At 70.9% G+C, this 17,450-nt stretch carries 19 protein-coding genes; 13 read left to right on the top strand and 6 right to left on the bottom strand.

Features of this window, described 5'->3' with window-relative positions:
- Positions 1–45: 45 nt before the first annotated feature.
- Positions 46–939, bottom strand: coding sequence for an alpha/beta fold hydrolase (locus ACFWE2_RS01090; RefSeq protein ID WP_377222352.1), 894 nt, complete (start codon positions 937–939; stop codon positions 46–48).
- A 184-nt stretch (positions 940–1,123) separates the two neighbouring features.
- Here ACFWE2_RS01090 and ACFWE2_RS01085 point away from each other — a divergent pair, with 184 nt between their 5' ends.
- Positions 1,124–2,791, top strand: coding sequence for a beta-1,3-glucanase family protein (locus ACFWE2_RS01085; RefSeq protein WP_377222351.1), 1,668 nt, complete (start codon positions 1,124–1,126; stop codon positions 2,789–2,791).
- A gap of 119 nt (positions 2,792–2,910) precedes the next feature.
- Positions 2,911–3,348 carry a protein-tyrosine phosphatase family protein gene (locus tag ACFWE2_RS01080; protein WP_377222350.1) on the top strand — a complete coding sequence of 146 codons (438 nt, stop codon included), beginning with the start codon at positions 2,911–2,913 and terminating at the stop codon, positions 3,346–3,348.
- A gap of 122 nt (positions 3,349–3,470) precedes the next feature.
- On the opposite strand, the gene gap is transcribed toward ACFWE2_RS01080, so the two are convergent.
- Together gap and ACFWE2_RS01070 are read right to left on the bottom strand one after the other, a co-directional pair.
- Positions 3,471–4,469: a type I glyceraldehyde-3-phosphate dehydrogenase gene (gene gap / locus ACFWE2_RS01075; RefSeq protein WP_377222349.1), complete on the bottom strand. Its 999-nt coding sequence runs from the start codon at positions 4,467–4,469 to the stop codon at positions 3,471–3,473.
- A 134-nt stretch (positions 4,470–4,603) separates the two neighbouring features.
- Positions 4,604–5,560, bottom strand: coding sequence for a GlxA family transcriptional regulator (locus ACFWE2_RS01070; RefSeq protein WP_377222348.1), 957 nt, complete (start codon positions 5,558–5,560; stop codon positions 4,604–4,606).
- Positions 5,561–5,678: 118 nt separating this feature from the next.
- On the opposite strand from ACFWE2_RS01070, the gene ACFWE2_RS01065 reads away from it, so the two are divergent.
- On the top strand, positions 5,679–6,128 hold the full coding sequence (locus ACFWE2_RS01065; protein WP_377222347.1) for a hypothetical protein: 450 nt from the start codon (positions 5,679–5,681) through the stop codon (positions 6,126–6,128).
- A gap of 104 nt (positions 6,129–6,232) precedes the next feature.
- On the opposite strand, the gene ACFWE2_RS01060 is transcribed toward ACFWE2_RS01065, so the two are convergent.
- On the bottom strand, positions 6,233–7,465 hold the full coding sequence (locus ACFWE2_RS01060; RefSeq protein ID WP_377222346.1) for an FAD-dependent monooxygenase: 1,233 nt from the start codon (positions 7,463–7,465) through the stop codon (positions 6,233–6,235).
- A 174-nt stretch (positions 7,466–7,639) separates the two neighbouring features.
- On the opposite strand from ACFWE2_RS01060, the gene ACFWE2_RS01055 reads away from it, so the two are divergent.
- From ACFWE2_RS01055 to ACFWE2_RS01035, 5 genes are read left to right on the top strand one after another with little or no spacing between them, the layout of a single operon-like run.
- Positions 7,640–8,542, top strand: coding sequence for a GntR family transcriptional regulator (locus tag ACFWE2_RS01055; protein ID WP_377222345.1), 903 nt, complete (start codon positions 7,640–7,642; stop codon positions 8,540–8,542).
- A gap of 50 nt (positions 8,543–8,592) precedes the next feature.
- A complete protein-coding gene (locus tag ACFWE2_RS01050) occupies positions 8,593–9,108 on the top strand; it encodes a helix-turn-helix domain-containing protein (protein WP_377222344.1) in 516 nt (171 codons plus the stop codon).
- Complete coding sequence (locus ACFWE2_RS01045) at positions 9,108–9,674, top strand: DUF6036 family nucleotidyltransferase (RefSeq protein WP_377222343.1); 567 nt, start codon at positions 9,108–9,110, stop codon at positions 9,672–9,674. The genes ACFWE2_RS01050 and ACFWE2_RS01045 overlap by 1 nt, the downstream gene beginning before the upstream one ends.
- Positions 9,674–10,120: a helix-turn-helix domain-containing protein gene (locus tag ACFWE2_RS01040; RefSeq protein WP_377222342.1), complete on the top strand. Its 447-nt coding sequence runs from the start codon at positions 9,674–9,676 to the stop codon at positions 10,118–10,120. The genes ACFWE2_RS01045 and ACFWE2_RS01040 overlap by 1 nt, the downstream gene beginning before the upstream one ends.
- Positions 10,121–10,169: 49 nt before the next feature.
- A complete protein-coding gene (locus tag ACFWE2_RS01035) occupies positions 10,170–10,640 on the top strand; it encodes a VOC family protein (RefSeq protein ID WP_377222341.1) in 471 nt (156 codons plus the stop codon).
- A gap of 27 nt (positions 10,641–10,667) precedes the next feature.
- Here the strand turns inward: ACFWE2_RS01035 and ACFWE2_RS01030 are convergent, their stop codons facing one another.
- Positions 10,668–11,264: a GNAT family N-acetyltransferase gene (locus ACFWE2_RS01030; RefSeq protein ID WP_377222340.1), complete on the bottom strand. Its 597-nt coding sequence runs from the start codon at positions 11,262–11,264 to the stop codon at positions 10,668–10,670.
- Positions 11,265–11,354: 90 nt separating this feature from the next.
- On the opposite strand from ACFWE2_RS01030, the gene ACFWE2_RS01025 reads away from it, so the two are divergent.
- The 4 genes from ACFWE2_RS01025 to ACFWE2_RS01010 all read left to right on the top strand — a co-directional run bounded on the left by ACFWE2_RS01025 (position 11,355) and on the right by ACFWE2_RS01010 (position 14,789).
- Complete coding sequence (locus ACFWE2_RS01025; RefSeq protein WP_377222339.1) at positions 11,355–11,678, top strand: DUF2277 domain-containing protein; 324 nt, start codon at positions 11,355–11,357, stop codon at positions 11,676–11,678.
- A gap of 120 nt (positions 11,679–11,798) precedes the next feature.
- On the top strand, positions 11,799–13,166 hold the full coding sequence (locus ACFWE2_RS01020; RefSeq protein ID WP_377222338.1) for a cystathionine beta-synthase: 1,368 nt from the start codon (positions 11,799–11,801) through the stop codon (positions 13,164–13,166).
- Between the two features lie 88 nt (positions 13,167–13,254).
- Positions 13,255–14,418 (top strand): cystathionine gamma-synthase, encoded by a 1,164-nt coding sequence (locus ACFWE2_RS01015; RefSeq protein ID WP_377222337.1) that lies wholly within the window; start codon positions 13,255–13,257, stop codon positions 14,416–14,418.
- Positions 14,419–14,513: 95 nt separating this feature from the next.
- Entirely contained in the window at positions 14,514–14,789 is a 276-nt protein-coding gene (locus ACFWE2_RS01010) for a hypothetical protein (RefSeq protein WP_377222336.1), read from the top strand.
- A 101-nt stretch (positions 14,790–14,890) separates the two neighbouring features.
- Here the strand turns inward: ACFWE2_RS01010 and ACFWE2_RS01005 are convergent, their stop codons facing one another.
- Complete coding sequence (locus ACFWE2_RS01005) at positions 14,891–15,136, bottom strand: hypothetical protein (RefSeq protein WP_377222335.1); 246 nt, start codon at positions 15,134–15,136, stop codon at positions 14,891–14,893.
- Positions 15,137–15,277: 141 nt separating this feature from the next.
- On the opposite strand from ACFWE2_RS01005, the gene glgX reads away from it, so the two are divergent.
- Positions 15,278–17,416, top strand: coding sequence for a glycogen debranching protein GlgX (gene glgX, locus ACFWE2_RS01000; RefSeq protein WP_377222334.1), 2,139 nt, complete (start codon positions 15,278–15,280; stop codon positions 17,414–17,416).
- Positions 17,417–17,450 lie beyond the last annotated feature (34 nt).

Below are 17,450 nucleotides of genomic sequence, written 5' to 3'. Positions count from 1 at the left end.
GGTGCCCGCCCCGCTCGTCCGTGTCGCGTACGCGCCCCGCCGCCGTCAGCCAGCGGCAGCCACGGCGCTGACGAAGTCCCCCATCACCGCCGCGCACTCGGGCCAGTGGGTCTCCAGCAGCATGTGCCCGGCGTCGTACACATGCATCTCCAGCCGGTCGAGCACCCTGGCGTAGCCCATGATCTCGGCCAGGTCGAAGTAGGTGTCGTGGCGGCCCCACAGCACCAGGCACGGCGGCTGGCTCCTGCGGTGGTAGTCGGCGATCTCGTCGAACCGGGCGACATGGCTCGCGTAGTCACGGAACAGCTCGAACTGGGCCTCCAGGTTCCCGGGCCGCGAGATCCGCCCCCAGTCCAGGTGCCACGACTCGGGCGGCTGGAGCACACGCACACGGTCCGGCAGCCCGCTCACGTACTCGTCGCGGACGCCCTCGTAGTTGAGCCATTCGGGCAGGCGGGCCCGGTTCTCCTCCGACGGGTCGGCCCAGAAGGCGCGGGCGCTGTCCCACTGGCTGCCCAGGCCGTCGTCGTGCGCGTTGCCGTTCTGGACGACGAGGCCGGCGACCCGCTCGGGGTGCCGCGTGGCGAGGTGGTAGCCGACGGGGGCGCCGAAGTCGTGCAGGTACACGAAGAACCGGTCGACCCCGATCCGGTCCAGGAACGCCTCCACCGTGTCCGCGAGCCGCGCGAACGTGTACTCGTACTCGTCGACGCCCGGGGACGCGGAGAACCCGAAGCCCGGCAGGTCCGGAGCCACCACCCGGGCCACCTCGGCCAGCGGCGGCATCACGTGCCGGAAGAGGTGCGACGAGCTCGGGAAGCCGTGCAGCAGCAGCACGCAGGGCTGCCCCACGGCTGCCGGGTCCCCCGCCTCCCGGTAGAAGATCTCGAGCCCGTCGACGTCGACGGTGCGGTGGCGCGGCTTGCTGGTCACCTTCATGGGGCCCTCCTCGACGAGCCTCGATCGGCCGGAGTCCAGTTCGATCGAGGCTAGCCGGGCCGCCGTCCACTCACGAGATCGCGCCCGGCTAGTGACATAGTCAGGAATCCTCACTAATATCCGCTTTGTTGCTGACAGTCCCGTAAGTACAACGACGTACCACCGGAACCAAGGAGATCTGCCAATGTCTCGAACACGGTCACGCACTCGAAGGCCCGGACTCCGCAGGCTGGTCAACGCGATCGCCGCGTTCGGCGCGCTCGCCGTCACCGCGACGGCACTCGTCGTCACCCAGCCCGAACCCGCCGCCGCCGTCCCCGCGACGATCCCCCTGACCATCACCAACGACTCCGGCCGCGGTGACCAGGTCTTCATCTACGTCCTGGGCGACCCGCACACGGGCCGGCTCGGCTGGTCCGACGCCGGAGGCACGTTCCACCCCTGGCCCACCGTGGGCGGGACGCCGGTCGACGCCCCCGACGCCTCGATCGCCGGCCCGGCGGACGGGCAGTCGAAGACCATCCAGCTACCCAAGATGTCCGGCCGGGTCTACTTCTCGTACGGCAGCAAGCTCTCGTTCAAGGTCGTCAACGACGGCCGCCTGGTCCAGCCGGCGGTGCAGAACCCGAGCGACCCGAACCGCAACAAGCTGTTCAGCTGGACCGAGTTCACGCTCAACGACTCCGGCCTGTGGATCAACAGCACCCAGGTCGACTTCCTCTCGGCGCCGTACCAGACGGGCCTGCGCAAGGCCGACGGCACGGTGATCAGCACAGGGATGCTCAAGCCCGACGGCTATCAGAACGTCGTCAACGCGCTGGCCGGCACGCCCGGCTGGAACAACCTCGCGCAGCGCGCCCCCGACGGGTCCTTGCTGCGCGTCCTCGCCCCCGGCCACGCCATCGGGACCGGGCAGATCGACGCGAACATCCTGGGCAGCTACATCGACCGGGTCTGGGCCAAGTACACCAACGAGAACCTCATCGTCGCGCCCTACTCCTACGACCCGGCCGCCCGGTTCACGGGCCGCGTGGTCAACGGCGTCATGCGGTTCACGAACGCGTCCGGTGCGTACGTCACGGAGTTCCGCAAGCCGTCGAGCGACTCGGTCTTCGGCTGCTACAAGGATCTGGCGGCCCCGAACAACGACATCGGAGCCATCGCCCGCACGCTGTGCGCCGGCTTCCACCGCTCGACGCTCCTGACCACCACCACGCAGCCGGGCACCAGCACCTCCGGCTTCTACCAGGACTCCGTCACCGACTACTACTCCAAGTACATCCACCAGCAGATGGCGAACGGCAAGGCCTACGGCTTCGCGTTCGACGACGTCCTGGCGCAGGAGTCCCTGGTCCACGACGGCAACCCGTCCGCCGCGTACATCCAGCTCGACCCGTTCCAGGGTGCGGCGACGCCCATCGCCGGGTCCGACGGCGGCGGGGGCGACGGCGGCGCCTCGACCCTCCCGGCAGGCACGGGGCCGGTGCGCGCCGCCAACGGCATGTGCGTCGACGTGCCGTGGGCCGACCCGGCCGACGGCAACCCGCTCCAGATCGTCAACTGCAGCGGCAACGCCGCCCAGACCTGGGCCCGGTCCGGTTCCACGCTGAGCGCGCTCGGCAAGTGCATGGACGTCTCGGGCGGCAGCACGGCCGACGGCGCCGTCGTGCAGCTGTGGACCTGCAACGGGACCGGTGCGCAGAACTGGACCTACCAGTCCGCCTCCCGGGCGGTGGTGAACCCACAGTCGGGCAAGTGCCTGACGGCGGTCGGCGGCACTCCCCTGCACGACGGTCAGCGGCTCGAGATCCGCACCTGCACCGGCGCAGAGGCGCAACGCTGGACCTTCTAGGTCCTTCGTTGGTCGAGCTCGTCGAGACCTGGTCCCGACGAGCTCGACCGGCGATCCGGCTGGACCGGCGACCAGCTCAGAGACCGGCCACGAAACTCGTGGCTCATTACGCTGGGGCGATGAATCAGTGGGACCTGACCGACGGCGTCGTCGAGCTGCCCGACGGACGGCGCGTCCGGGGCACGGGGCTGCGACGACCGCGCCGGGACGCGCCCGCCCCGGACTTCGCCGTCTACCTGCTCGGCCGTGACCCGCGGGTGCCCGGCTGGGAGTACCGGTGGGTCCGGTGGCGTGACTTCCGCCTGCCCGACTCGACCGAGCAGGCGGTGGCCGCGCTGCGCGAGGCGCACACGCGGGCGGCGTCCGAACGCGTGGAGGTCGCGTGCGGCGGCGGGATCGGACGGACGGGTACCGCGCTCTCGGTCCTCGCGGTCATGAGCGGGGTCCCCGCCGAGGACGCCGTGGCCTGGGTCCGCGCGAACTACCACCCGCGCGCGGTGGAGACCCGGCGGCAGAGGCGCTGGGTCGCGGACGCCGCGGCCTCGGTCGTTCCCTGACGCCGACGCCGGGGAAACACCACGTCGGCGAGGTGGGTTGCGGACAGTAGACACTGTCTACCTTCCGCAACACACCTCGCGGGGTAGTAGTCGCCCCGGGACGTCCCGTGCCGGCGAACGGGTCAGTCGCGCGCCATGAGCTCCAGCGTGTCGATCACGCGGTTGGAGAAGCCCCACTCGTTGTCGTACCAGGCGACCACCTTGACGTGCTTGCCGTCGACGCGGACGAGCGCGGCGTCGAAGACGGCGGATGCCGCCTCCCCCGTGATGTCGCTGGAGACCAGCGGCTCGTCGGAGTAGTCGAGGATGCCCTTGAGCCTGCCGTCGGCCGCGGTGCGGTACGCCGCGAGGACGTCGTCGCGGGTGACCTCGCGCTCGACCGTCGTGTTGAGCTCCACGAGCGAGCCGACCGGCACGGGCACGCGGATCGAGTCGCCCGAGAGCTTGCCGTTCAGGTTCGGCAGCACCAGGCCGATCGCCTTGGCCGCGCCCGTCGTCGTCGGCGCGATGTTGACGGCGGCGGCGCGGGCCCTGCGCAGGTCGCGGTGCGGCCCGTCCTGCAGGTTCTGCTCCTGGGTGTAGGCGTGCACGGTGGTCATGAAGCCGTGCTCGATCCCGGCCAGGTCGTCCAGGACGGCGGCCAGCGGGGCCAGCGCGTTCGTGGTGCACGAGGCGTTCGAGACGATCACATGCTGGGCCGGGTCGTAGACGTCGGTGTTCACGCCGTAGGCGAGCGTGACGTCGGCGCCCGCCGACGGAGCGCTGACCAGCACCCGCCGCGCGCCGGCGTCGATGTGCGCCCGGGCGGCGTCGGCGGAGGTGAACCGGCCCGTGGCCTCGAGCACGATGTCGACGCCGAGCTCCGCCCACGGCAGCTTGGCGGGCTCGCGCTCCCCGAGGACCTTGATGCGGTGTCCGTCGACCACCAGCTCGTCGCCGTCGACCTCGACGGGGCGGCCGAGACGGCCGAGCGCGCTGTCGTACTTGAGCAGGTGAGCGAGCGCGTCCGGGGCGGTGAGGTCGTTGATCGCGACCACCTCGAGGGCGCTGTCGCGCTCGAGCAGGGCACGGAGGGAGTTACGTCCGATGCGGCCGAAGCCGTTGATGGCGATGCGTGTCATGCCTCCATGCTCTGCCTGCCGCCCCGGCGTCGAAAGCGGCTGGAACGCCATGGTGCGCAAGCATCACGCCAGACATAACGCCACCGCCCGCAAGGATCTCGCCACACCCTACCTCGCCCGACGCGTCAGACAGCTCAGGCGGAGAACGTGTGCCGGTACTCCGTCGGGGACGTCCCCAGGATCCGGTGGAAGTGCAGACGCAGGTTCGCCGCGGTGCCAAGCCCCACGCGGTGCGCGATCTGCTCCACGCTCAGGTCGCTGCGCTCCAGCAGCTCCCGCGCCAGGTCCACGCGCGCCCGGAGCACCCACTGCATGGGCGTGTACCCGGTGTCCTCCACGAACCGCCGCGAGAACGTGCGCGCCGAGACCCGCGCGTTGCGCGCCAGCGCGTCCAGCGTCAGCGGTTCGGCAAGGTGCTCCAGGACCCAGGCACGCGTGTCGGCGAACACGTCACCGAGCGGTTCGGGGACGCTGCGCGGCACGTACTGCGCCTGTCCCCCGCTGCGGTACGGCGCGGCCACCAGCCTGCGGGCGACATGGTTGGACAGCCCGACGCCGTGGTCGCGCCGGACCAGGTGCAGGCACAGGTCGATGCCGGACGCGGCGCCCGCCGACGTGAGCACCCCGCCCTCGTCGACGAACAGCACGTTCTCGTCCACCTGGACCAGCGGATGACGCTCGCGGAGTGCCTTCGTGTAGTGCCAGTGCGTGGTCGCGCGCCTGCCGTCGAGCAGCCCGGTCGCGGCCAGGGCGAACGCCCCGGTCGAGATGGCAGCGAGCCGCGCACCGCGCGCGTGGGCGGTCTTGAGCGCGTCGACGACGACGGCGGGCGGGTCGGCGGCGGCCGGCGTCCGGTAGCCGGGGACGAACACGGTGTCCGCCCGTTCGAGCGCGTCCAGGCCCTCGGCCACGTGGTACGAGAGGCCGTCGCCGCCGGTCACCAGCCCGGGCGCGGCGCCGCAGACCCGCACCTCGTAGGGCATGCTCGGCCGGTTCGAGAACACCTGCGCGGGGATGCCGACATCGAGCGGCTTGGCGCCCTCCAGCACCAGCACGGCGATCTGGTGGTTCTTCCGACGCGACACGGTCACGCCTCGCATCGTAGGCGGCGCTCCGTGTACTGCTCCGCGTGGGGCTCGCTCTTCTTGTCCCAAGGGGGCACGTCACACCGTGGCAAGCCCGAACCAGGTCCGTTCAAAGGAGACAACCATGAGGTTCAGACGACCCGTAGCCGTAGTGATCAGTGCCCTCGCCGCCGTCACGCTCCTCGCGACGCCCGCGAGCGCCGAGTCGTTCGGCCCGATCAAGTCGTCGTGCTCCGGCACCAAGCTGGAGACGTGGTACCTCACCGACGGCGGCACGTCGCTCGGGCGCACCGAGCTCTGGTACTCGTCGGTGAGCGGCGGTCAGAACTGCGTCATCACCTACAACTACGTGTCGGGCAGCGTGCCGACGGGGGTCTCGCTGTGGGTGGACGACAACAACAACAGGGTGCTGGACAGCGGTGACCGGAACTCCTACGACTACGGCACGTACGCCTCGTACGCCGGCGCGTCGTACCGGAACGAAACGAACGGGCACTGCGTGAAGGTCAAGGGCGAGATCTCGGCCGGGAGCCTGTACGACAGCTTCGTGACCGGCTGGCGCAACTGCGGCTGACGCCGCCTGGACCGTCACCGCGACGGTCGTGGCCGCCGTGGGCCGCACCGGCGCACGGCGGCCACCCTCAGCGCCACCGGGGCGCGAACATGGTGGCTCTCCGGTCAACCCTGCCTGGCCGCCAGGGAGGCGTAGTCCGGCAGGTCTATCGCGTCCACCGCCTTGTCGATGCCGCCCATCATCAGGCCGACGACCGGGGTCTTGAGCAGCAGGCCCATCACCGTCGTGCGGACCTTGATCTCGAGGGCCGTCGGCGGGAGGAAGCCCCGCGCCCCGCCCGGGAGCTGCTTCATGTTGGCCTGGGCGTACGGCCGCATGCGCGCCTCGTACGCGGCGAAGGCCGGGCCGGGGTCGCCGTCGGACCGGGCGAGCTCGCCGGCCAGCACGTAGGCCCCCACCAGCGCCAGCGAGGTGCCCATCCCGACCGATCCGGCGGTGCAGGCGTCGCCCAGGAGCGCCACCCGCCCCTGGTGCCACGACGGCATCTCGATCTTCACGTGCCGGTCGAAGTAGAAGTCGTCGGCGTCCCACATCGCGTCCAGCAGGCGCGGCACCTGCCAGCCCTCGCCGGCCAGGACGTCGGCGACGATCTGCTTCTGCCCGGTGATGTCGCGCCGGTCGTAGGTGACCGGGGCACCCGCGAAGTGCACCATGCCGCGCGCCCCGCCGTGCGCCGGGTACAGCAGCACGTTGCGACCGCCGACGCCGTTGCCCTTCGGCATCGAGTACAGGAACTCCCAGCCGTCCAGACCCCAGGAGTCCCTGCCGGACTCCTGGGCGCTCTCGGCGGTGAACACCGCGCGGTGGTACCCGGAGTCGACGGCGCGCCACGCACCGTCGAACGCGAGGCGGCGGGTCGTGGAGAAGACGCCGTCCGCCCCGACGACGGCGTCGAACCGGCGCGGCGCCGACCGCTCGAAGGTGACCGTCACGCCGTCGGGCCGCTGGTCGAGTGCCGTGATGGTGTCGTCGTAGACGTACTCCACACCCTCGGCGGCGTCCATGATGATGCGCATGAGGTCGCCGCGCAGGATCTCGATGTCGGCGATGATCCCGCCCGAGTGGCCCAAGAGCTCGGCGGGCATCTCGACGGTGCGTCGTCCGGCGGCGTCGATGTAGGCGAACCCCCGCACGCCCGTGTGGGCGGCGCGGACCTGGTCGGTGAGGCCCATCCGGTCCAGGACGACGCGGGCGGCGCCGCGCACGTCGATCCCCTGGCCGCCGGGGCGCGGGCCGGGGCTGCGCTCGACGACCGTGACGTCGAAGCCGTACCGGCGGAGCCAGAAGGCGAGGGCGGGTCCGGCGATGCTGGCGCCGGAGACGAGTACGTGGGTCATGGCTGCTCCCTGTTCCAGTGGTTCTTCGAGTGGGTGTTTCGTACACCGTACGCAGCGCCCTATGCTGGGTAAATCGCCAGGTAGTACAGCGGATAGTGCACCGTGCCGAGCACGAAGTCAGGAGCCAGGTGCACTGCCAACGAGCCATGTAGTGCACTAGTACAGGGAGCCGGGATGACCACGACCTACGAACGGATCGCCGACGAGATCCGGGGCCGCATCCGGTCCGGCGAGCTCACCCCGGGCGATCCCGTGCCGTCGACGCGACGGATCGTCGCCGAGCACGGCGTGGCCATGGCGACCGCGAGCCGGGTCCTCGACGCCCTGCGCCGGGACGGGCTCGTGGAGGTGCGGCGCGGGGTCGGCACGGTGGTCGCAGCGGGTGCGGCGGGGCCCGGCGACGCCCCGCGGGTCCCGGACACCGCCGACGTCGTCCGCGCCGCGATGGCGGTGGCCGACGCCGAAGGGCTCGGGGGCCTGTCGATGCGGCGCATCGCCACCGACCTGGGCATCCCCACGATGTCGCTCTACCGCCACGTCCGGAGCCGCGACGAGCTGCTGGCCCGGATGCTCGACACCGTCTACGCCACCTCGCCCCTGCCCCGGCCGCTGCCCGACGGCTGGCGCGCCCGCGCCGAGGCGTGCGCCCGCACGATGTGGGCCGCGTTCCAGCGGCACCCGTGGGCCGCCCATGTTATGTCCATGACGCGACCGCAGGTGCTGCCGCACGGCCTGGCGCACACCGAGGCGCTGCTGTCGGCGTTCGGCCGGATTCCCGGCCGTCCCCTCGACATCGATACCCGCATGCACCTGACGGTGTCGGTCTTCCAGCTCGTGCGCGGCCTCGGGATGGGCATCGAGTCCGCGACGCTGGCCAGGAAGGACGACGGCCTGACCGACGAGGAGTGGATGGACCGGACCATGCCCGACCTCCAGACCGTCGCCGACCCGAGCCGTTTCCCGCACGTCGCGGCTGCGACGTCGACCGACATCGACCTCACGCTCGACTCGCTGTTCGAGTTCGGCCTAGCCCGCCTGCTGGACGGCTACGCGGCCTTCCTCGGCGACGCCAGCTGAGCGGCCCACCCGAGCCATCCCGATATAGCACTAACTGCTATGATCTGCCCATGGAACGTGGAGAGCTACTGCGTGACGTGATGCGAGAGACCGGCACCACGCAGTCCGACCTGTCGTCGATCAGCGGCGTGCGCCAGCCCAGCATCAGCCAGTTCTTGTCGGGGCGGGTCGAGCTGAGCGATCGAATGCTCGACCGGTTGCTGTCCTGCATGGGCTACCGGCTCGAGGTCGTGCGAAAGCCGGTGCGACCAGGGCTGCGGCGATCCGAAGAACGGTCATGGCGACTGCACCGGGAGATCTCGCGGCGTCTGGACGAGACGACCATGTCCATGTGGCGGCCGATCATGCTTCGAAACCTGGACCGCCTCCGCGGCCAGGTGACCGGCCAGCCGCATCTGCGAAACCTTGACCGCTGGCAGCGGCTTGTCGACGACCATGATCTGCTCGGGATGCACCGGGTCCTGACCGGCCTGGACCGCGACAGCGTGGAGATGCGGGAAGTCTCACCCATGACCGGGGTTCTCACGCAGGAGCAGCGCCTCGACGTCCTGGGGCTGGCGAGCTGATGCGCCGCGACCAGCTTGAGCACGCGATCCGCACGGCCTGCCAGATCATCGACCACCGGGAGATCATCGTCGTCGGCTCCCAGGCGATCCTCGGCACGTTCCGGGAGGAGGACCTACCACCGCAGGCGACGATGTCGGTGGAGATCGACGTCCTGCCGATCGCCGACGACAACGACGAGACGGAACGACTCGCTGACATCATCGAGGGAGTCGCAGGCGAGCTCTCGCCATTCGAGGAGCTTCACGGGTTCAGCATCGACGGCGTCGACCTCACGACTGCGATCCTGCCCGACGGATGGCGGGATCGACTCGTCAAGGTCCAGAACCGGAACACAGCGGCACTATCTGGCGAGCCGCAGTTCACGGGCTGGTGCCTGTCCGCCGAGGATGTCTGCGTGGCAAAGCTCTGCGCTTTGCGAGAGAAGGACCGCAACTTCGTCGGCGCCTTGCTCGATGCCGGCCTCGTCGACGCTGCGGACCTCGTGAAGCTGCTGGCCGACGTATCCGGGACGCATTCCGCGAGTGCGGATCGTGCGCGTGCCTGGTTGTCGCCCTGGGTGTCTTGATGGCGCCTCCGCGGGAGGCAGTCCTGAAGCCCGGTCAGGCGATGTCGCCGCGCGAGCAGGAGAACCGGTGGCTGCTGCGGGCCCGGGACGCCATCGACCGTGACTACGCCGGTCCGCTCGACGTGGCGGCGCTGGCCCGCATCGCCCATGTCTCGCCGTCGCACTTCAGCCGCACCTTCAAGGCGACGTTCGGGGAGACGCCGCACCGCTACCTGCAGCGACGCCGGATCGAGCGGGCGATGGCGCTGCTGCGCGACACCGCGACCCCGGTGACCGACGTCGCCCTCCTGGTCGGGTTCAACAGCCTCGGGACCTTCAGCCGCACCTTCAGCGACGTCGTCGGCGTCTCGCCGACGGAGTACCGGCGGCGGACGCGACCGGTCGCGGCTCCCGTGTGCTTCACGAAGAGCTGGCTGCGCCCTGCGGACCGGGCCGCCTCAGGCTGAGCAGTTTCGGAGAAGCGCACCCCACCGGACCGGCCGTAGCGTGGCGGGCATGTTCAAGAACATCTCCATCACCTCCGTGTACGTCCTCGACCAGGACGAGGCCCTCGACTTCTACGTCGGCAAGCTCGGGTTCGAGGTCAGCAACGACGTCGACATGGGCTTCATGCGCTGGCTCACCGTCTCCCTGCCCGAGGATCCCGACCGCCATCTCCTCCTCGAGGTGCCCGGGCCGCCCTCGCTGAGCGAGGAGGCCGCGGCCCAGGTCCGGGACCTGGTCACCAAGGGCGCGCTCGGGGTCGCGTGCATCCTCACGACCGACGACTGCCGCCGCACCTACGCCGACCTGAGCGCCAAGGGCGTCGAGTTCACCGAGGAGCCGGTCGAGCAGCCGTACGGGATCGACTGCGCCCTGCGCGACCCGTTCGGCAACCACATCCGGATCACCCAGCCGGGCACCGGCCCGGTGGAGGTCACGGACGAGGACATCGCCCGCTGGAGCGGCGAGCAGCCGAACGGCTGACGCCCCGGCCGAGGCCGGGCCGCCCCGTCAGGCACCGGCCTCCCCGGTCGCGGCCCGGCCGGCCGGCTCCCGCAGCACGCGCGGCTCCCGCAGCTCGCGCCACATGATCCGCAGTCCGACGTCGCCCAGCTCGGGGTGCCGGAAGGCGCCCGGCGCGATGCCGAGCGTCACGAAGCCGAGGCTCTCGTACAGGTGGACCGCGCCCGCGTTGGTGTCGACAACGGCGTTGAACTGGATGGCGGCATACCCGTCGCGGCGAGCCCAGCCGATCAGGTCCTCGACGAGCGCCCGTCCGGCGCCCGTACCCCGCACGGCCCGGTCGACCATGATGCTGCCGGAGGCGATGTGGCTGCCCGGGCCGGGCCGGTTGGGGTACATGTTCGCGGTGCCGACCACGACGCCGTCGCGCACCGCGACGGTCACCCGTACCGGGACGTCCAGCCAGGCCGCCCGGGCCTGCGCCTCGGTCATGGCGGGGTCGTAGGCGAACGTGTCGGCGGCACGCACGACCTCGCGCACGATCGGCCAGACGTCCGGCCAGTCCTCGGCGGTGGCCTCGCGCACGGTGGTCGCGAGCCGGGCCCGCGGCCCGGACCCGGGGACTGCGTCGGCAGAAGATGGCATGCCCCTACCCTGCCGCACGACCGGCCGCCCCCGCCAAGGCATACCCCGCCGCCCCTCCCGCGGCGCCGCCGCCCGGCGTACGGTCGGAGCATGTGCCGAAACATCACGACGCTCCGCGGCCTCGAACCGGCCGCCACCGACGAAGAGATCACCGCCGCCGCGCTGCAGTTCGTGCGCAAGGTCACGGGCGTGACCAAGGTGAGTGACGCCACACGCGAGCCGGTCGAGCAGGCCACGCAGGAGATCACGGAGATCGTGACTCGCCTGCTCGACGCGCTGCCGGAACGCCGTCAACCGCCCAAGACCGTGCCTCCGCTGCGCCGCGCGGAGGTCCAGGCGCGCATCGCGCAGCGCATCAAGGAGCGCGAGGAACACGAACGCATGCACGAGCTGGGCATCGCGCACTCGCACTGAGCCGCTTGTAGGCCTAGAGTTGCCCTGTGCTCGCACCGCTCACCTGTTGCTGTCGCTGACCCCGGACCCATCCGTCGTCCGCGCGTACCGTCGCGCGCCCAGCAACAGGAAGAAAAACAGGTGCAGTACGCCAACTCCGTAGTAGAACTCGTCGGCAACACCCCCCTCGTCCGGCTCCACCGCGTGACCGAGGGCGTGACCAGCGCGACCGTGCTCGTCAAGCTCGAGTACCTGAACCCCGGTGGGTCGTCCAAGGACCGCATCGCCGGCCGCATCATCGAGGCGGCCGAGCGGGAGGGCAAGCTGAAGCCCGGCGGCACCATCGTCGAGCCGACCTCCGGCAACACCGGCGTCGGCCTCGCGCTGGTCGCCCAGCAGCGCGGCTACCGGTGCGTCTTCGTGCTGCCCGACAAGGTGGGCAAGGACAAGCGCGACGTGCTCACGGCGTACGGCGCCGAGGTCGTGGTGACGCCGACGGCGGTCGCGCCGGACAGCCCCGAGTCGTACTACTCGGTGAGCGACCGGCTGGTGCGCGAGATCCCCGGCGCGTTCAAGCCCGACCAGTACTCGAACCCGAACGGCCCGCGCTCCCACTACGAGACGACGGGCCCCGAGATCTGGCGGGACACCGAGGGCAAGGTGACCCACTTCGTCGCGGGCGTCGGCACCGGCGGCACCATCACGGGCACCGGCCGGTACCTGCGCGAGGTGTCCGACGGCGCGGTGCGCATCATCGGCGCCGACCCCGAGGGTTCCGTGTACTCGGGCGGCACCGGCCGCCCGTACCTCGTCGAGGGCGTCGGCGAGGACTTCTGGCCGACCGCCTACGACCCCACCGTCCCCCACGAGATCATCGCCGTGAACGACGCCGAGTCGTTCGCGATGACCCGGCGCCTGGCGCGCGAGGAGGGCATCCTGGTGGGCGGGTCCAGCGGCATGGCCGTCGTCGCCGCGCTGCGCGCCGCACGCGACCTCGGCCCCGACGACGTGGTGGTCGTCCTGCTGCCCGACGGCGGCCGCGGCTACCTCGCCAAGATCTTCGACGACACCTGGATGCGGTCCTACGGGTTCTCGCCCGCGATCGAGGACCACACGGTCGCCGACGTCCTGGCCGCGAAGGCGGACCGCACCCCGCCCCTGGTCTACGTGTACCGGACCGACACGGTCCGGGACGCCATCGACCGGATGACGCGCACGGGCGTCTCGCAGCTGCTCGTGCTCGCCGCCGAACCACCGGTGGTGCTCGGTGAGGTGGCCGGTGCCGTGCACGAGGACGACCTGCTCGACGGCGTGTTCGCCGGCAAGGTCAACCTCTCCGACGAGGTCGGCGGGCTCATCGGCAGGCCGCTGCCGCTCGTCGGCGTCAACGAGCCCGTCGGGGCGCTGCGCGCGGCGCTCGCGACCGACACCGCCCTGCTCGTGACCGACGGCGGCAAGGCGCTCGGCGTGGTGTCCCGGTCGGACCTGCTCGACTACCTCGCCGTCTGACCCCCGCGCCTACCGCGCCGCCCGTCCGGGCCCGCGCCTCCCCTCCCCCACCAGCTCAGCAGCTCTGAACCTTCGAAGAGAGAGCACCATGACCGACGTCCGACCAGGCCGATTCGACACCCTCGCGATCCATGCGGGACAGCACCCCGACCCGACGACCGGCGACGCGATCCCGGCGATCCACGTCACGTCCACCTACGCGCAGGACGGCATCGGCGGGCTGCGCGGCGGGTACGAGTACTCGCGCGGGGGCAACCCGACCCGGACCTCGCTCGAGGAGCAGCTCGCGGCCATCGAGGGCGGCGCCCAGGGCATCTCGTTCGCGTCCGGTCTCGCCGCCGAGGACGCCCTGCTGCGGGCCGTGCTCGCGCCCGGGGACCACGTGCTCGTGCCGAACGACGTGTACGGCGGGACGCACCGGCTTGTCCGCACCATCCACGGCAAGGCCGGCATCCAGCACACGACGGTGGACACCGCCGACCTCGACGCCGTCCGCGCCGCGATCCGGCCCGAGTCCAAGATGCTGTGGGTCGAGACGCCGTCGAACCCGCTGATGAAGATCAGCGACATCCCCGCGCTGGCCGGGCTGGCCCGGGAGGCGGGCCTGCTCCTCGTCGTCGACAACACGTTCGCGTCGCCGGCCCTCCAGCGCCCGCTCGACCTCGGCGCCGACGTCGTCGTGCACTCGACGACCAAGTACCTCGGCGGGCACTCCGACGTCGTCGGCGGGGCGGTGGTCGTGGCGAACGGCGGCGAGGAGCTCGCCGAGCAGGTGCGCTACGTGCAGTTCGCCGCGGGCGCGGTGTCCAGCCCGTTCGACGCGTTCCTGACCACGCGGGGCATCAAGACGCTCTCCGTGCGGATGCAGCGTCACTCCGAGAGCGCCCAGACGCTCGCGGAGCGCCTGGTCGAGCTCCCCGCGGTGGCCCGCGTGCTCTACCCCGGCCTGCCCGACCACCCGGGCCACAAGACCGCGGCGCACCAGATGTCGCGCTTCGGCGGCATGATCTCGCTGGAGCTGGCGGGCGGGGAGCGCGCCGCGCGCACGTTCGCCGAGTCGACCCAGGTCTTCCTGCTCGCGGAGTCGCTCGGCGGCGTCGAGTCGCTGGTCAACTACCCGAGCGAGATGACGCATGCCTCGGTGCGCGGCACGGAGGCCGAGGTGTCGCCGTCGATCGTCCGCCTGTCGGTAGGCCTGGAGGACGTGACGGACCTCCTGGACGACGTCGAACAGGCCCTCGACCGCATCTGACCCAGTTGAGTGCTGGATATTTGCGGTCCAGGAGGCCGAACTGCCACAAATACCCAGCACTCAACAGGTTGGCGGGGGCGGTTAGTCTGGCGGGCGTGAGCGAACATGCGCCCGTCAGCGCTGCCATGCACCGGGCCAAGGCCGACGCACGCGCGTCCCACGTCACCGTGGGGCTCGTGCGGCATCTGGCCGGCGACCGCGAGGAGATCGACTGCTCCTGCGGCATGACGCTGACCAACGGGCCGCAGTGGTCGCTCGACGAGCACATCCGCCTGCACAGGGCAGAGGCGCGCTACCTGGCCCTGAGCCTGGTAGCGCCGGCGGGCATGCCGCGCCTCATCCCCGTCGGCCCGGGGCGGCTACCCCGCTGACGGGCCGTCGCAGCCCTCTTCGAGGTCTAGGTTGCTCCGCCCTGAAACGGTTCAGAACGGAGCAACCTAGACCTCGAAAGAGAGGGTGGCCGTGGCGACCGTCAGAGCTCCTCCGGGTCGTCCCAGGACACGCCGCTCGAGGATCCGGAGATCGGGTCGAGGGCGCAGTCGGCGAGATTGCGCGGCGCCTTGGAGGCGTCTCCGCCGCCGAGCAGGCCCCGGCGGGTTGCGGCGCGGCGGACGGCCGGCGGCGCGATGCGTGCGTAGAAGGCGTTCGACTCGTCGACCAGATCGGTCGGACGTGCGTCGGCCGGTTCGGTGGCGGACTGGGGTTCCCCCGTGATCATGAACACATTCTCGCAGAAACCCGAGCGGCCGCACATCCGCTTGGCACAGTATTTCTGATCCTCCCCAAGCCTCCACGCCGACGGCACGCCCGGTACGCAGATCTCCCCCCACGGGTCCCGCCGGGGTGTGATGATCGTCGGATGCAGACCTGGCCTGGGCGCCCCTACCCCCTCGGCGCGACGTTCGACGGTACGGGTACCAACTTCGCGCTCTACTCGTCGGTGGCCCAGCGGGTCGAGCTGTGCCTCCTGGCCGACGACGACACCGAGACCCGCGTCGCCGTCACCGAGACCGATGCGCACGTGTGGCACGTCTACCTGCCCGGCGTCGGCCCGGGGACGCGGTACGGGTACCGCGTGCACGGGCCGTACGACCCGGCGTCGGGCCACCGCTGCAACCCGGCGAAGCTGTTGCTGGACCCGTACGCGAAGGCGGTGGACGGCGACCTCGACGGCGACCCGTCGCTGTTCTCGTACGCGTTCGACGACGTGGACCAGGCGACCACCGGCACGACGCCGGAGTCCTCCGACTCGCTGGGCCACACCATGGTCTCCGTGGTGGTCAACCCGTTCTTCGACTGGGGGCACGACCGCCCGCCGGCCACGCCGTACCACGAGACGGTGATCTACGAGGCGCACGTCAAGGGCCTCACGATGCGCCACCCCGACGTCCCGGACGAGCTGCGGGGCACGTATGCGGGGCTCGCCCACCCCGCCGTCATCGAGCACCTGAAGGGGCTCGGCGTCACGGCGATCGAGCTCATGCCGGTGCACCAGTTCGTCACCGACCCGTCGCTGGCTGCCAAGGGGCTGACCAACTACTGGGGCTACAACACGATCGGGTTCTTCGCGCCGCACAACGGCTACGCGGGCTACGGCAGCCGTGGCCAGCAGGTCATGGAGTTCAAGGCCATGGTCAAGGCGATGCACGAGGCGGGCATCGAGGTGCTGCTCGACGTGGTCTACAACCACACCGCCGAGGGCAACCAGCTAGGCCCCACCCTGAGCTTCCGCGGTATCGACAACGCCGCCTACTACCGGCTGGTCGACGGCGACGAGGCGCACTACTTCGACACGACGGGCACCGGCAACTCGCTGCTCATGCGCTCGCCCGCCGTGCTGCAGCTCATCATGGACTCGCTGCGGTACTGGGTCGAGGAGATGCACGTCGACGGGTTCCGCTTCGACCTGGCGGCCACGCTGGCCCGCCAGTTCCACGAGGTCGACCGGCTGAGCGCGTTCTTCGACATCGTGCACCAGGACCCGGTGATCTCCCAGGTCAAGCTGATCGCCGAGCCGTGGGACCTGGGCGACGGCGGCTACCAGGTGGGCGGGTTCCCGTCCCTGTGGACCGAGTGGAACGGCCGCTACCGCGACACCGTGCGCGACTTCTGGCGCGGCGAGCCGTCGACGCTGCCGGAGTTCGCCTCCCGCCTGACCGGCTCGAGCGACCTGTACGAGCACAGCGGCCGCATGCCCAGCGCGTCCATCAACTTCGTCACGGCGCACGACGGCTTCACGCTCGCCGACCTCACGTCGTACAACGAGAAGCACAACGAGGACAACCGCGAGGACAACCAGGACGGCGAGAACCACAACCGGTCCTGGAACTGCGGCGTCGAGGGGCCCACCGACGACCCGGAGATCAAGGCGCTGCGCGCCCGGCAGCGCCGCAACCTCCTGGTCACGCTGATGCTGAGCCAGGGCGTGCCGATGATCGCGCACGGCGACGAGATCGGGCGCACCCAGCGGGGCAACAACAACGCCTACTGCCAGGACAACGAGCTCACCTGGATGGACTGGGGCGGCCCCGAAGGACTCGACGACGAGAGCGCGGCGCTGCTGGAGTTCGCCAGGAAGGCGGTGCGGCTGCGCCGCGACCACCCGATCCTGCACCGCCGCCGGTTCTTCGACGGGATCGGGACCGAGGCGCTCGGCGACATCGAGTGGCTCGACCTCACGAGCGCGCGCATGGACGACACGGACTGGAACCAGTCGTACGCCAGGACCGTCGCGGTGTTCCTCAACGGCGACGCGATCACCGAGACCGGCGGGCGCGGCGAGCGGGTGGTCGACGACTCGTTCCTGCTGCTGCTCAACGCCCATTCCGAGGACCTGGCGTTCACCCTGCCGCCCGCCAGGTACGGAAAGACGTGGACCGTGGTGCTGGACACCGACGACAGTGCGGAGCCCGGAACGGTGCTGGACGCCGGTGCCGAGCTCACCGTGACGGGACGCAGCGTCGTGGTGCTGACCCGCCCGAGCGGAACACCGGGCTAGGCTGTCGGCCGTGACCGGACCGAGGAGTGGAACC

This window comes from Promicromonospora sp. NPDC060271 (assembly GCF_042726755.1).
In the GTDB taxonomy this organism is placed as follows: domain Bacteria; phylum Actinomycetota; class Actinomycetes; order Actinomycetales; family Cellulomonadaceae; genus Promicromonospora.
This window is presented reverse-complemented; position numbering and strand designations above follow the sequence as displayed.

What these genes read in the sequence shown, in the direction of transcription:
- ACFWE2_RS01090 (WP_377222352.1), bottom strand. Translation starts at nt 939, where the DNA reads ATGAAGGTGACCAGCAAGCCGCGCCACCGCACCGTCGACGTCGACGGG.
- ACFWE2_RS01085 (WP_377222351.1), top strand. Translation starts at nt 1,124, where the DNA reads ATGTCTCGAACACGGTCACGCACTCGAAGGCCCGGACTCCGCAGGCTG.
- ACFWE2_RS01080 (WP_377222350.1), top strand. Translation starts at nt 2,911, where the DNA reads ATGAATCAGTGGGACCTGACCGACGGCGTCGTCGAGCTGCCCGACGGA.
- gap (WP_377222349.1), bottom strand. Translation starts at nt 4,469, where the DNA reads ATGACACGCATCGCCATCAACGGCTTCGGCCGCATCGGACGTAACTCC.
- ACFWE2_RS01065 (WP_377222347.1), top strand. Translation starts at nt 5,679, where the DNA reads ATGAGGTTCAGACGACCCGTAGCCGTAGTGATCAGTGCCCTCGCCGCC.
- ACFWE2_RS01060 (WP_377222346.1), bottom strand. Translation starts at nt 7,465, where the DNA reads ATGACCCACGTACTCGTCTCCGGCGCCAGCATCGCCGGACCCGCCCTC.
- ACFWE2_RS01055 (WP_377222345.1), top strand. Translation starts at nt 7,640, where the DNA reads ATGACCACGACCTACGAACGGATCGCCGACGAGATCCGGGGCCGCATC.
- ACFWE2_RS01050 (WP_377222344.1), top strand. Translation starts at nt 8,593, where the DNA reads ATGGAACGTGGAGAGCTACTGCGTGACGTGATGCGAGAGACCGGCACC.
- ACFWE2_RS01045 (WP_377222343.1), top strand. Translation starts at nt 9,108, where the DNA reads ATGCGCCGCGACCAGCTTGAGCACGCGATCCGCACGGCCTGCCAGATC.
- ACFWE2_RS01040 (WP_377222342.1), top strand. Translation starts at nt 9,674, where the DNA reads ATGGCGCCTCCGCGGGAGGCAGTCCTGAAGCCCGGTCAGGCGATGTCG.
- ACFWE2_RS01035 (WP_377222341.1), top strand. Translation starts at nt 10,170, where the DNA reads ATGTTCAAGAACATCTCCATCACCTCCGTGTACGTCCTCGACCAGGAC.
- ACFWE2_RS01030 (WP_377222340.1), bottom strand. Translation starts at nt 11,264, where the DNA reads ATGCCATCTTCTGCCGACGCAGTCCCCGGGTCCGGGCCGCGGGCCCGG.
- ACFWE2_RS01025 (WP_377222339.1), top strand. Translation starts at nt 11,355, where the DNA reads ATGTGCCGAAACATCACGACGCTCCGCGGCCTCGAACCGGCCGCCACC.
- ACFWE2_RS01015 (WP_377222337.1), top strand. Translation starts at nt 13,255, where the DNA reads ATGACCGACGTCCGACCAGGCCGATTCGACACCCTCGCGATCCATGCG.
- ACFWE2_RS01005 (WP_377222335.1), bottom strand. Translation starts at nt 15,136, where the DNA reads ATGATCACGGGGGAACCCCAGTCCGCCACCGAACCGGCCGACGCACGT.
- glgX (WP_377222334.1), top strand. Translation starts at nt 15,278, where the DNA reads ATGCAGACCTGGCCTGGGCGCCCCTACCCCCTCGGCGCGACGTTCGAC.